Origin of the sequence: Pseudomonas sp. NFACC02, from assembly GCF_900110765.1 — a bacterium.
Classification (GTDB): domain Bacteria; phylum Pseudomonadota; class Gammaproteobacteria; order Pseudomonadales; family Pseudomonadaceae; genus Aquipseudomonas.
Genome location: NZ_FOEO01000001.1, coordinates 67,946 through 81,254 on the forward strand (window position 1 = coordinate 67,946; position 13,309 = coordinate 81,254).

Below are 13,309 nucleotides of genomic sequence, written 5' to 3' on the forward strand. Positions count from 1 at the left end.
TCCATCCGCCACCAAGGCCCGCACATGACCCCTGCGCCACATTCCGCCGACGATGCCGTTCCACAGTCATCCGTTTCCTCCACCGTCGCACCTGACCAACCCGGCTTTGTCCGCGTGCGTGGCGCCCGTGAGCACAATCTCAAGGACGTAGACGTCGACATCCCCCGCGATGCGCTGGTGGTGTTCACCGGCGTTTCCGGGTCGGGTAAGTCATCGTTGGCGTTTTCGACGCTGTATGCCGAGGCGCAACGTCGCTACTTCGAATCGGTAGCGCCTTACGCACGCCGTTTGATCGATCAGGTCGGCGTGCCCAACGTCGACTCCATCGAAGGCTTGCCGCCTGCCGTGGCCTTGCAGCAGCAACGCGGCACGCCGAGCACGCGCTCATCGGTCGGGAGCGTCACCACGCTGTCCAGCCTGATCCGCATGCTGTACTCGCGGGCCGGGAACTACCCGGCCGGGCAACCCATGCTCTATGCCGAGGACTTCTCACCCAACCTGCCCCAAGGCGCCTGCCCCGAGTGCCATGGTCTGGGCCGCGTGTACGAAGTACCCGAAGCGCTGATGGTGCCCGACGACTCCCTGTCCATTCGCCAACGCGCCGTTGCGTCCTGGCCGCTGGCGTGGCAAGGACAGAACCAGCGCGACATTCTCGTCACCCTCGGTTACGACGTCGACATCCCGTGGCGTGATCTGCCGAAAAAACAGCGTGACTGGATTCTGTTCACCGAGGAGCAACCCACCGTTCCGGTGTATGCAGGCCTGACACCTGAAGAAACCCGCGTGGCGCTCAAGCGCAAGCTTGAACCCAGCTATCAGGGCACCTTCATCGGCGCCCGCCGCTATGTGCTGCACACCTTCACCCACTCGCAAAGCGCCCTGATGAAGCGGCGCGTCTCGCAATTCATGCGTGGCAGCCCCTGCCCGTTGTGCGATGGAAAGCGACTCAAACGCGAAGCCCTTTCTGTGACCTTTGCCGGCCTGGACATCGGTGAGCTCTCACAAATGCCGCTGCTGCGGCTGGCTGAGGTGCTGCGCCCGGTGGCCGAAGGTGTGTTCGACGACGCCCCGGACAGCGACACCCTTGACCGTCAGCAAATCGCCAAGGCGCGCAAGCAGCGCATCAAGGCAGGCGGCGCCTCACATGAAAGCGCGCCTGACGTCCGGACGACGCCCAACCTGTCTATTGAGAAGCGGCTGGCCGCACAGCGGATTGCGCAAGACCTGCTGACGCGCGTCAGCACCCTGACCGACCTCGGCTTGGGTTACCTGGCCCTAGAACGCAGTACGCCGACGCTGTCTTCGGGCGAACTGCAACGCTTGCGTCTGGCGACGCAGCTAGGGTCTCAATTGTTCGGCGTGATCTACGTGCTGGACGAGCCCTCAGCCGGACTGCACCCCGCGGACAGCGAAGCGTTGTTCACTGCCCTTCAGCAACTCAAGGCTTCCGGTAATTCTCTGTTCGTTGTGGAACACGACCTCGAAACCATGCGCCGCGCCGACTGGTTGATCGACGTCGGCCCCGCTGCCGGCGAACATGGAGGCCGCGTCCTTTACAGCGGCCCGCCAGCAGGACTGGCGCAGATCGAGGCGTCACAAACCCGATTGCACCTGTTTGCCGAACACAGCGATTTGCGCACCTCACGCCGCACTGCCACCGGCTGGCTGCGACTGGAAGGCGTCACCCGAAACAACCTCAATGACCTCACGGCCGAATTTCCGCTGGGATGTTTCACCGCCGTGACCGGCATTTCCGGTTCGGGCAAATCCAGCCTCGTAAGCCAGGCGTTGCTGGAACTGGTCGGGGCTGAACTGGGCCGCCCTGCTTCCAGCGCCAGTGAGCAGGAAGAACCCAGTTTGGAAGACGACGCTCCGCAGCTCACCGGCGGCCGGATCTCAGGAGGACTGGACGCCATCAAGCGGCTGGTTCAGGTCGATCAGAAGCCCATCGGCAGAACCCCTCGCTCCAACCTGGCGACCTACACGGGCCTGTTCGACAACGTGCGCAAACTGTTCGCCGCCACCGAGGACGCGAAGGCCGCCGGCTACGACGCCGGGCAGTTCTCCTTCAACGTCGCCAAAGGCCGCTGCCCCGTGTGCGAGGGCGAAGGCTTCGTCAGCGTAGAGCTGCTGTTCATGCCGAGCGTCTACGCACCCTGCCCGACCTGCCACGGTGCCCGCTATAACCCCGACACACTCGCCATCCGTTGGCAAAACCTCAGCATCGCCCAAGTGCTCCAACTGACCGTCGAACAAGCCGTCGATGTCTTCGTCGACCAACCGGCAGTGCTCAGGTCGCTGACCGTCCTGCGTGATATTGGCCTGGGCTACCTGCGCCTGGGTCAGCCCGCGACAGAGCTGTCCGGTGGCGAAGCGCAACGCATCAAACTGGCGACTGAACTGCAACGCACGCAACGCGGCGCCACGCTTTACGTGCTGGACGAGCCGACGACCGGACTGCACCCGACCGACGTCGATCGCTTGCTCAAACAGCTCAATGCGCTAGTAGACGGCGGGCACACCGTGATCGTCGTCGAGCATGAAATGCGCGTCGTGGCGCAGAGTGACTGGGTGATCGACGTCGGACCGGGTGCTGGCGATCAAGGCGGCAATATCGTCGCCAGCGGCACACCGGAGAAGGTGGCGAAGGTCAAGACCAGCCGCACGGCGCCGTTCCTGCGGGCGATTCTTGCGGGCTGAACACGGCACTGGCCGGGCGGACACGGCTTCCATTCGTCCGCCCGGCCGCACCTTCAGACGCGAAAAGCCTCAAAAGGCACACACCCTTCAAGAGGTTAGGACCATGAACAGGTTGATCACTACCTTCGCGCTGGCGGGCCTGCTGTCGACCTGCTCATTACTGGCCGTCGCGCAAGACAACGACCCCAAGACGGCACTGCCCGTAGACAATCATGCGAAGCCCAAGGAATCCAACCAGGAAAAAGCCAACAAGAAAGGCGAAGAATCATCCGGCGCCAACGCAGGTGCCGAGACGGAGACCTTGCATAAAGAAGCAGCGACCGCAAACGGAGAAAAACAGGAAGGAAAGTAGAGCACCGGCTCAGAGAAGGTTGAGGCCGGTTTTTTTTTCGCTCGGACTTCGGCAAAACGCCTTTGAGAATGCCCCACTCCACGTACGGCTTGCTAGAGTGGCGTCTGTTGAGCTAAACCGCTCTTATCCACGACGCTGCTGACGAATCTTACGAGGTGCCGGTGCTTCCTGAAACGATGACCGTAAATAGTGCGGGCAGGCGATTCGCTCGCCTGAGGGGTCGGGTCGGACTTCTATTTGTCGCCCTTCTGTCGGTCATCGCAGGCATGACCGATGCCATCGGTTTCATGGTCACCGGTGACTTCGTCTCGTTCATGAGCGGCAATACTACGCGCCTCGCGGTTTCCATCGACCAATCAAACGCAGCCCTCGCCCTGCACATCGGCATGCTCATCGCCGCATTTGTCGGCGGAAACGCGCTTGGCGTCATTGCTGCGCGGTTTTCCAGGCGACGTTCCTGGCCACTGCTGCTGGCGATTGGTGTCTTGCTTTGCGTGTCCGGCGCGTCCGGTGGAGGCGCCGCGCCGTTCCTCCTCGCCGTCATCTCGATGGGCATGATCAACGCCGTCGTCGAGGAAGTGAACGGCCTGCCAATCGGGCTGACCTACGTAACGGGCGCTTTGTCCAGGTTCGGACGAGGTCTGGGCCGCTGGTGCTTGGGCGAACGGCGCAACGGCTGGCGTGTCCAGCTCATTCCCTGGGCTGGCATGCTGACAGGTGCGATCATCGGTGGGTTGCTGGCGCAATCATTCGGGATCAAGGCCATGATCGTGAGCGGGCTGTTTACCCTGTCACTGGCCGCTATGTCCGCAGCCATTCCCCGAAGCTGGCAGCTACGGTTCATGCCGCGCTAAGCGCACGACACAGACCCAGCAGAGCAACTGCCAGCGCCCAATCAGAATCGCATGATGATCCCTCACTGACGAGCTGAGGGTAGCCCTGAGGCGCAGTTGCAAAAAGCCAAAGCAACAGACAACCCGTTGCTTGTAAATGCTTGAATAAGTCCCACCTTGGGACTATATTCTCAGCCATGAGAATTATCGCCATCAGCCAGCTGAAAGCCTTCTGGGAAAGATACCCGGATTCCGAGCAGCAGCTCAGCGCCTGGCTTGACGATGCCAAGCAAGCCAGTTGGACCAGTCCCAACGACATCAAGGCGCAATACGGTAGCGCAAGCATTCTCAAGAGCCGCCGCGTGGTCTTCAACATCAAGGGTAACGACTATCGCCTGGTGGTCGCGATCGCCTACCGCTTCGGCGCCGTGTACATCAAATTTGTTGGGACTCACCAGCAGTACGACAAAATAGACGCAAACACCGTGGAGATGGAATAACCATCATGAATATCCGTCCAATCCGCACCGATGAAGACTACCGGGCAGCGCTCAAGGAGATTTCTCCCTTGTTCGAAAAGGAGCCTGAGCCTGGCACCCCAGAAGGCGATGCTTTCGAAGTCATGATCACCGTGATCGAGGCCTACGAAGCCAAGCATTTCCCCGTGGATCTACCTGATCCAATTGAAGCCATCAAGTTCCGCATGGAGCAGTCTGGACTCACTGCCGCTGATTTGGCCCCCGCTATCGGCAAAACGAACCGTGTGTACGAGGTCCTGAACAGGAAGCGCTCATTAACCCTGCCCATGATCTGGAAGCTTCACGATATGTTCGGCATCCCGGCGGAGAGCTTGATAAAACCGTTGAAGACTGCCTGACGAGCTGCGCTGCAAGCTCGTACCGAGAAAAGGGTCACCGTCTCACCCAGAAGCCCCGTCAGCCTGGGCTTTCTTCGGAAACTGCAACGCGAATGGCTGCTTGAGCGTGAAAGGCAGGGTCCAAAATTCGCCGAATCGCAGCGCATCTGCGTTAAAACGAATACGTCGATGGCGGCGGCGCACGCAAAGTCTGCAGTGACGTTTGTCTACGTAGCGAGCCGATACCGGGTGGAAATTCTTCCGACTAAGGCGATGCGGACGCAGAAGGACAACCTTGCAGAGTTGAAGCAGTTGATGGCCTTCTTCAATGGCTCGCCGGCGCCGCTCGATGAAATCGAACCACAGCACATCAAGCAGTACTTGCGCGGGCGAGGGAAGAAGGCGCCTCGGATTTATCCGTAAGCGCCTGATTTAAAATGGTGCCCCGAGCCGGAGTCGAACCGGCACATCCTTTCGGACGACGGATTTTAAGTCCGGTGTGTCTACCAATTTCACCATCAGGGCAAATGCACATTCAGCGTGTAGCAATGTCGCTGTCATGGCTGACAAGAGCTGGAAATATATACATACCTTCCCGGTGAAGCAAGCTTGATCTGCCTCAAAATGAGACAGAAAAGCTTTTGGGGTACAAATAAAAAAGCTCTGTAAATCAGTGATCTACAGAGCTCGTTTATAGTGGAGGCCGAGGTCGGAATCGAACCGGCGTAAGCGGATTTGCAATCCGTTTCTGAGCCCATATTTTATTGGCCTAAACTGATGAAGACCAGTAAATACGGGGCTTCAACTGTATAGCGATGCATCACGATTGATGACCATTTGGGACATTCAGTGTCCCAGAATTGTCCCACCCATCTCCGGCGTCCTGCCGACGTTCACCCTCTCCCTTTTATAACCTGTAACCCATCGGCCCGGTCTGGCGCTCCACCAGAGAACAGACCGCTCCGCTCAGCCTCCTCCCACTCGACCAGCGCCCAGAGTCGAGCGGCATCGGAAAGCTCAAGCATCTCGTTCAATTCCTCCGCACCGACCTGGCGCATCCGGCCGGCAAGCATCGCCAGTCCAACCAGTTTTGCCCGGTGAGCATCTGGATCGGTTATCAGGTCATCGCGCGCTTTGATCGCCGATCGCCAGTCGGCCAGCGGATTGTCACTCAATGCGGCACCACCACGACTGAAAGTAAAAAACGCCCTCCACCTCTTCAATGCCGGAAATGTTCAAGCCCAGTGTGGCCATGCTGGTGATGTTGGCATCGAACAAAGGCGGTAAAGCATCAGGACACCCGGGCGCAGTGCTGAACACGCTGGCGACCATCGTCGCGCGACCTAACACGCTGTTGCGGTCTTCGCCTATGTGGACATCGCCTTTGATAAACGGCGCTGAGCTGATTTCTTGCTTGGTGAGAGCAACACCGAGGCGTCGGCGCGGCGTGATGAGGAAGTGCATGACTGATCTCGTAACTGTACAAACATACAGTTAACGAGAATCGATGCTCATGGGTCAATACTGGATGGAATTCCGGCCGACAGGTGACCTCACTTGTCAGGCTTCGTCACTGTACCGGGCTCAACAGCAAACTGTGTGACGATGGCGTTCTGTTTTTGCGACTCCTTCGTCATACCGAAGTAGAACCCGAGGGTCTGCTTCAATTCGCTGAACCACAGCCCGATCAGCAGTGAGATCGTGCTGGCTGCGACGGGGTTCTGCAGCGCTTCCAGACCGATGCCGGTGAAGATGCACACCAGGATGGACAGCGCTCCAACCAACAGGATGATCGTGATAGCCGGCCTGATCAGGTCGTTCGGCTGTTTGGCTGCCAACTGCCTAGCGCTGTCTCGATCGGCTGCTTCGGCGGCGTATTGAGCGGCCTCGGCCTGCAAGCGATTATTCTCTGCTGTCACGGCCAACTGCTGTAGCTGAACCCGCGCGTTAGTCTGCAGCTCTTGCACCCGCACCAGAGCGTCTGGATTTCCCGTCAGCGCTGCATTAACCGACTCAGGATCGCTCGGAACGTTAAGCGCGCTTGCGACCAATGCTCCAACTGCGGCGCCGGCCGGGCCGCCCAGCAAAGTGCCTACCGTTGGTGCTGCACGGCCTACGATGCTTCCTATGTCTGACCATTTCATGCCAACACCCCGCCGGCCGCAACATAAACGGCCAACAAATCCTCAAGCTTGTGCTCGCGTTGCCCGTATCCCGCTCCTGGCAAACTGGCCCAGATGTTCCGACACTTCTGGATAGCGCTTTCGATTCGGCCGGCCTTGATGTCGTCCAGCGCCTTGCGCTCCTTGATCAGTTGGATTGCCCACCGATCCTGGCTGACCGGGCCGAAGTCCGGCAGCTTCAACTGGTCGCGATAGTGCGCGTAGTCCTTGAGCATGAACTGATAGCGGCCTGAGGCATTCGAGGTCTGCCCGCTCCGGCTGAACACCTTCGACTTACGCCCGCCGGCGAACGGGTGGGTGCTGTAATCTGTGAACAGCTCGAGCTTGCCGTCGACACCCGTCACGATCACGTTGTATCCATCGTCGGACCGCTTGAGGTAACCGCTGCCCAGCTCCGACCAGGCCAGCAGGTCAAGGAACGCAAGAACGTTCCGGCCGCCCGCGGCTGTTTCTGAAATTCGTGCCATTCACTTTTCTCCAGACAAAAAAAAGCCCGCGCTCGGCGGGCTTGCTATCAGCAGATATTTACAAATATTTACTCGAAAAGATTTAGATGCAGATCACTCTGCATGAGTCGAGTATTTGACCAAACTCATGATTAGCTGTTCGGTCCTCACCACAGAAGGAACAACAAATTCAGCCATTCTTCCTGAGACAGATACCGGCATAATGAATTCTTGCACAACGTGATAATTCTGCCGATCTACGTAGTCATCAAACAAGATAATAGCACCTTCCTTGGCGAACATTAGAGACGCAAGAAAGGATGCCACCCTGAATCGCCCATCTATAAGTATAACGTCTGGGGAGTTTCCATCTTTAACGATTTGTTCCCAAGGCTTTATACAGTAATTCGGCCACCTTACCGCCATAGCCTTATCTGTTGGCGATCCCCAGTCACCTGTAGGACCAATGTCCGCATGAACAGGGTAGAATTCAGGGTGAAAATTCTCAAGCTCTGCAACTCGCTCTGTCACAGCGTCTAAAAAGTTTTTATCCGACTCTACAGAGTAAATGATCGAAGCGCCTTGGTACGCAGCGAACATTGTACTTCCGCCAGAACCATACTCAAGAAACACCTTTGCATCTATCATCTTTTTAATGAAAAGGTCTATCCCCTCGTACTCCATATGAGGTCGGTCTGGGATATCTAAAGTGCTCCACTTCTTCGGCCCTTTGATCTCCGTTGTCGTGATATTCATTGCGGATATCTCCTGATGAGGCGCCTGAGCTGCGGCGGGGATTGGTTCGGCACTCTACCTAGGAAACCCTAGGCAACTCAAGCTGTTCTCAACCGGAAAATCCCTTTCAAAAAGCTATCAGGAATGGCTTTGCCCTGCTGTCCGTTGCAAGACGACCTTCATCCATGCCATGAGTAGCTGGTTTTCACGCAAGCCGTAGATGTATTCATCGGACTCCTGCTCAGTCTCGGTCTCGCGCTCGTAATCCTCCATGACCGGGACATCGACCATCATCGGCACCTTGACCTCCTGGTAAAGACTCCGACCTGTATCTTCGTCTCTCCCGATGAACTCACGACTACTGAGCATTATGATCTCACCATTCTGATCTCGAACCGCAACACTCTCAGTCCTAGGAATCTCGGCTTTCACCGCTCTCACGACAAGCGTCGGAACGCCATCGATAAACTCGATTGATTTCTCTTCTTGATCAACAAAGTCTACGACTTGACGTTTATCCTTAATTACCTCCTTCACCTTTACTATCTTTTTGTCACGGCAAAACCAAGCGTAGCGCCAAGGATCAAGGCCGCGGCTTTCGAACTCGGCAACACAACGCTGAGCTGGAACCCCCGCATGAAGTCTGGCACGCTCAGCCCCCTTTTCCTCTACATCTGACAACCACTGATAGATATCAATATGCGCCCCACAAGCGATGATGGCCTCGGTCTCGATATCAGAAAAAGATCTGAATGGAGTTTTCAGCTTTTCATCAGAGGTACTGATTGTAGTTGTCACAGCAAACAGCTGAGTTATGCGGGAAGATGACGTTCCGAAGCTGATCGTGTTATCTGCGAGCGGGGCAAACGATTTATCTCCAGAGCCGTTGACGGTGACGCCTACTGAAGTTCCATCATTTGCTTTTGCCTGAATATCGTAGCTGAACCTGGCAAGGTTGCTGGAAAACGCCGAACGTTGGATTACGATTACCTGGGCGCCGAGATATTCCGAAGCGCCATCGTATCCGTAAGCCCTGTTTGTGTAGACGCGATCCAGCGCAACAGTCGCCGTATTGGATGCTCTTCGACGACGCGCCTCATGGAAAACAGATGTTGCATCTGTATTACCCATGCTGCTCATAAGCATCGAACCGGACTGACTCACCGAAAAGATAGGGTCAAGCGCAGAGGTAGTAAACTGGCAAGGTGTTCCCGCCCCTCTATAGCGATACCCCAAGGTGCAATTGTCAGCGTAGACACCGTTTGTTGAGCCCTCAGCGTGCATACCCACGTCATGGGGGCCGCGAGATGTGAAAGCCCGCTCAATCGTGTAGGCGCCCAGGCTTACAACATCCATCCCCCACATTTGCGGCCAGTTGGCATCGTTCAATGGCGCCTTGTCGTTGAGCATTCCAAGTTCATAGCCGGCCGCGCGCGTTGCGTGCGAATTCGCCTTTACCTGGGTGTTCGTGTTGACGGTCCAGATCTTCGTCTTTGGGTTAAATCCGGCGCCAGGACCGTTGGGAGGTGTAGCAGCAGGTCCAAGCGTGCCGCTGGCCAGATACCAGCTTGTCGTGTAGATCTTCGATCCGTCCGCCTCCCAGCCCACAATGAAAGCTGCATACTTCGTCGGAGCATGAAACGTGTTGATGATCATGCCCGGGCGAAGAAGCTTAACCTGATAGGCTGTAAGCGCTACGGAAGGCGTAATGGAGTTCTCTGCATATGTTGCGGCAGGAACGTTGATCAGCAGGGGCGGAGCGACGTTGTCCGCATAGACGGTGCAGGAGTCATAACCGACCTGCTGGCTCAGGTTGGCTGGCGAAGTGATGCCAGAGATACCTGCGCCGTCGTTTGGCGTGTTATGAGCTCTCCAGGATACGACGTTTGCAGCATCACGAATGCCAGGCTGCATTGGCATGGAGGTGCGAATGCCGATCCATTCAACGCGACCGGCGTTCAGAGCTTCCGGAGTGCCAGTAATTCTGGCGGCGTGATCCATGACCCATGAGAAGACCTTGCCACCTGTGTCGACAAGAGTTTGGAAATTGTAATTCCCCGGCCCTACATAAGCGGATGCAAAGTATGGATATGGAACGCCCGTGGCTAGTTGATCGTTAGTGGCCAACTGTCCGCCTGGCGTGGCTTTGGCGCACCGCTCAGCGGCCAAGGAATCTTCAACTGCGCCGCCGGCACCAGCTGGGTCAAACCAGTAAAGCTGGACCATGCCTTGGTAGTCGCGTACGAGCGTCCTCTGCCCATCATTCGACAGGATAGTGATGCCGAAGTCATCCTTGTCATTGACGGATCGCGGCCTACTGAAAAAACGACCAGCGATTCTTGGGCCGGTCAGCTCAAGCACCGTGGCTGAGCCAGAATACGCACGCAACGCGGCATAAGACGGGAATTTTCGACTCAGCAGAAGCTGCTCGCCAAGGTTTGTGCCGTCGTAAGGTATCAGCGACGCGCCTTTAGAAAGGTCGTCTGGATCTTTTAACTCGTCAATCGCACCAAGCGAATCATTTGCCTGCCACCCACCTGCTTTGTAGAGATACTCCGCTTGTTGCTCGGTGTTGAAATACCGGTCTCCAATTTGTAATGGAAGGCCGTCATCACGAACAACCGGTGCTTCAGCGGACGGCTGAAGGAATCCCGCCGTACGGTTTGTTGCGACGTCAGCAGCATCTTCTGCAGCCTGGGCTGCTTCATTGGAAGCGGTCAAGGCATCCTGAACCGCCTGAGAGGACATAGCGGTCTTCCCAGTGTTGACCGCGGCGCCAGCCTGGTTCTTCCATACGGTATAGATCGTGTCCGTATCGGAGGACTGCACAAGAAAAATTCCGCCATCCGCAGTGGCCGCCAGCCCGGCCGCCGGAGTCTGATAGATGGTGGTGGCTATGCTAATTTTGTCAGCGGCATCCTCCTGGATCTCAATAATCACCTGCTTGAGATTCTGGATGCTCCCCGAATCAGTAGGGATACCGCCTTCATTTTCTGCGTCGTTGGCAAACCGGTACACGATATTACTGCCCACTTCTGCACGGACAGTCGCGATTTCGAGACGCTGAGTCTGGTCAGCCATGTTATTTCCTTGAGGCGAATTTGATGATCGCGACCAGTGGTGGTCGACGGTGAGTGTCAGATGGTTACAGCCAGTTGCTGGAGAAGAAGTCGCCGCTGTTGCTGATCAACATGTCGGCTACTGCGTCAAAGATGGTGTCTATCTGGTCGTCGAAGTCGTGGCTGTCGTCTGCGGTGAACGCGGCAGCCTCAGTGAGGAAAGGCACCACCCAGTCGGTGCCAGCCACAATCTCGCCGCGGTGGTCCTTCACGTGCTCGATCTTGCGACCCTGTTCGTCGTAGATGGCGGGCACGTAGACCCGCCCCGACTTGAACCACGGAACCGCGTCCATGCACCTGGTCACCTTGTTCGCTGCGGGCCCGCGCGGTTGTGGCTCAATTGGGATCGAGCCCTTCTTGCTGATGGTCTGGATCAGCCCGGTACCAGAGGACTTATCCTCGACGCGCATGTAGCGCAGCGCCGAGGGACGGAACTGGTCCCATGGCTGCCAGCGATGCCACACCTTAAGCGCTTCGGCCTCGAGGTCGCCTGCGTCCCACTTCCCGCGAACCACCTCAATGATGTAGAGGTGGCCGTCAACGCCCAGGCCGCAATGGCTGAATACCGAATAGTCGTGCTGCTCGCCGGTCTTCTGGGCGGTATCGACGTAAACGCCGCGCCAGACCATGAATGGAAGCTGCTCGTATGTCTTGAACCAGTCGGCATCGATCATTCCGCCAGTCAGCGCGATCGGCTCCTGCTGGTACTGACTGACCAGCGTGTAGGAATCGCGATCCCACAAGGCCATCAAGTCATGGACCGACTCCTTGGCCGGCCAGTAGGACCAGTATTCGACTCCACCGCGAACCACTGACGGACCACTGAACACATCGCGCTCGGCGTGCTCGCGCACCTCTGCAGGCAGGCTGGCGATGTAGTCGCGTGTTACGAGTGCAGGGACTTTGATGTGGGTGAAATCAAGCCCCATGCCGCCCTTGAGAAGGAAGCCTGACACATCATCCGTATGCAGACGCTGCTGAGTGCAGATCACCGGCGTATCTGGCGATGCCCGGCGGCTGCGCAGGGTGTTGATGACAATCCGCTGCGCCTTGGCCCGCATGGTTGCGCTGAACGCGCTGTCGGCTTTTTCAGGATCATCCAGGTTGATGAAGCCGCTGAACCCTTCGGAGATGTACCCGCCGCGTACGCCAGTGATCTGCCCGCCAGTCGAGCGGCTGAATATCTGGTGCTTATTGCGCCCGTTCTGGTCAGTGACGATCCAGTTTGCAACATCAGCCTTGCCGAGCTCGCACGGCCATAGCTCCTGATATTCGGCACTGGTGATGATCGACTTGATGCGATTGGAGTTTTCTTCGACCAGTGATTTCGAATAGGAGACGCTCAGATTGCGCGTCCGGTCGAACTTCGTCATGACGTAGGCCGGAAGGTGGATTGACCAGTATTCGGTCTTGGTGCCGCCCGGCGGCATATTGAACACGACGTTCTTGAGTTTTCCCTGCAGGACCTGCACAGCCGTGTGGTCCATGTAGCGGTGGTGCCAGTTGCACAGGAACTTCATCCCCTGATTGATCTGGAAAAAGACGCGCATGAACGCGAGCGGGGAATGCTCGCTGATCATTTTTGAGGCTTCTTTTTCTTCCCGACTCATGGTTTCCCAGTCGAGAAGATCGTTCATAGGCGGTCGAGCACAGATTCGAGAGTTTTCTTGTCAACGGTAACCTGCGACTTCGTCTCGATGGCGCCGCCGTTCTTGCCGGTGAGTTCAACGATCTTCTTCTCGAGGCCAAGCAGCTTGGCCTTGCCCATGGTCGCGGATACGGCGGCAGAGGCCTGTGGTGTTTCTGCGGTCAAGGCGGTGGTGCGCGCTTGTTCAAGCTCTGCGAGCAGGGTGTCGACCGTGATCTCGTTGCGCTGCATCACGGCGGCGCGGAGCTCGGCGATGCGCTCTTCAATCTGCGGCCGCTTCAGAAGGTTCCATCCCTCGCGCTGCGCTGTCTTCTCGGCCATACCGCTGACGTCATAGGCGCGGCGGTAGGCCTCAGAGGCGTTGCCAACTTCGATGTAGGCCAGACAGAAGTTTTCCATCTTCTGGCTGAAGCGTAATTTCCGCTTCTTTTCCATGG

Annotated in this window: 14 protein-coding genes and 1 tRNA gene; 6 read left to right on the plus strand and 9 right to left on the minus strand. The window is 57.3% G+C overall.

Annotated elements, in window-relative coordinates; genetic code table 11:
* Positions 1 to 24 precede the first annotated feature (24 nt).
* The 6 genes from BMY73_RS00320 to BMY73_RS00345 all read left to right on the plus strand — a co-directional run bounded on the left by BMY73_RS00320 (position 25) and on the right by BMY73_RS00345 (position 5,164).
* On the plus strand, positions 25 to 2,700 hold the full coding sequence (locus tag BMY73_RS00320; protein ID WP_092404152.1) for an excinuclease ABC subunit UvrA: 2,676 nt from the start codon (positions 25 to 27) through the stop codon (positions 2,698 to 2,700).
* A 103-nt stretch (positions 2,701 to 2,803) separates the two neighbouring features.
* A complete protein-coding gene (locus BMY73_RS00325) occupies positions 2,804 to 3,052 on the plus strand; it encodes a hypothetical protein (RefSeq protein WP_092404157.1) in 249 nt (82 codons plus the stop codon).
* Positions 3,053 to 3,213: 161 nt separating this feature from the next.
* Entirely contained in the window at positions 3,214 to 3,906 is a 693-nt protein-coding gene (locus BMY73_RS00330) for a YoaK family protein (protein WP_371914934.1), read from the plus strand.
* Positions 3,907 to 4,082: 176 nt separating this feature from the next.
* The gene (locus BMY73_RS00335) at positions 4,083 to 4,385 is read left to right on the plus strand and encodes a type II toxin-antitoxin system HigB family toxin (RefSeq protein ID WP_062381433.1); all 303 of its coding nucleotides are present in this window, start codon (positions 4,083 to 4,085) and stop codon (positions 4,383 to 4,385) included.
* Between the two features lie 5 nt (positions 4,386 to 4,390).
* Positions 4,391 to 4,762 (plus strand): helix-turn-helix domain-containing protein, encoded by a 372-nt coding sequence (locus BMY73_RS00340; protein ID WP_092404159.1) that lies wholly within the window; start codon positions 4,391 to 4,393, stop codon positions 4,760 to 4,762.
* 168 nt (positions 4,763 to 4,930) lie between these two features.
* Entirely contained in the window at positions 4,931 to 5,164 is a 234-nt protein-coding gene (locus BMY73_RS00345; RefSeq protein WP_092404161.1) for a hypothetical protein, read from the plus strand.
* 15 nt (positions 5,165 to 5,179) lie between these two features.
* On the opposite strand, the gene BMY73_RS00350 is transcribed toward BMY73_RS00345, so the two are convergent.
* From BMY73_RS00350 to BMY73_RS00390, 9 genes are all read right to left on the minus strand, one after another.
* Positions 5,180 to 5,266, minus strand: a tRNA-Leu gene (locus tag BMY73_RS00350).
* 368 nt (positions 5,267 to 5,634) lie between these two features.
* Positions 5,635 to 5,916 (minus strand): hypothetical protein, encoded by a 282-nt coding sequence (locus BMY73_RS00355; protein WP_092404163.1) that lies wholly within the window; start codon positions 5,914 to 5,916, stop codon positions 5,635 to 5,637.
* Positions 5,909 to 6,205: a hypothetical protein gene (locus BMY73_RS00360; protein ID WP_092404164.1), complete on the minus strand. Its 297-nt coding sequence runs from the start codon at positions 6,203 to 6,205 to the stop codon at positions 5,909 to 5,911. Before BMY73_RS00360 ends, BMY73_RS00355 begins: the two co-directional genes overlap by 8 nt.
* A gap of 89 nt (positions 6,206 to 6,294) precedes the next feature.
* Positions 6,295 to 6,828, minus strand: a complete 534-nt coding sequence (locus BMY73_RS00365) for a hypothetical protein (RefSeq protein WP_218190137.1) — start codon at positions 6,826 to 6,828, stop codon at positions 6,295 to 6,297.
* 53 nt (positions 6,829 to 6,881) lie between these two features.
* Complete coding sequence (locus BMY73_RS00370) at positions 6,882 to 7,391, minus strand: glycoside hydrolase family 24 protein (protein ID WP_092404166.1); 510 nt, start codon at positions 7,389 to 7,391, stop codon at positions 6,882 to 6,884.
* 93 nt (positions 7,392 to 7,484) lie between these two features.
* The gene (locus BMY73_RS00375; RefSeq protein ID WP_092404173.1) at positions 7,485 to 8,126 is read right to left on the minus strand and encodes a hypothetical protein; all 642 of its coding nucleotides are present in this window, start codon (positions 8,124 to 8,126) and stop codon (positions 7,485 to 7,487) included.
* A 117-nt stretch (positions 8,127 to 8,243) separates the two neighbouring features.
* A complete protein-coding gene (locus BMY73_RS00380; RefSeq protein WP_092404175.1) occupies positions 8,244 to 11,186 on the minus strand; it encodes a tail fiber domain-containing protein in 2,943 nt (980 codons plus the stop codon).
* Between the two features lie 64 nt (positions 11,187 to 11,250).
* Positions 11,251 to 12,861: a phage terminase large subunit gene (gene terL / locus BMY73_RS00385; RefSeq protein ID WP_092404177.1), complete on the minus strand. Its 1,611-nt coding sequence runs from the start codon at positions 12,859 to 12,861 to the stop codon at positions 11,251 to 11,253.
* Positions 12,858 to 13,307 (minus strand): terminase small subunit, encoded by a 450-nt coding sequence (locus BMY73_RS00390; protein ID WP_092404179.1) that lies wholly within the window; start codon positions 13,305 to 13,307, stop codon positions 12,858 to 12,860. The genes terL and BMY73_RS00390 overlap by 4 nt, the downstream gene beginning before the upstream one ends.
* Positions 13,308 to 13,309 lie beyond the last annotated feature (2 nt).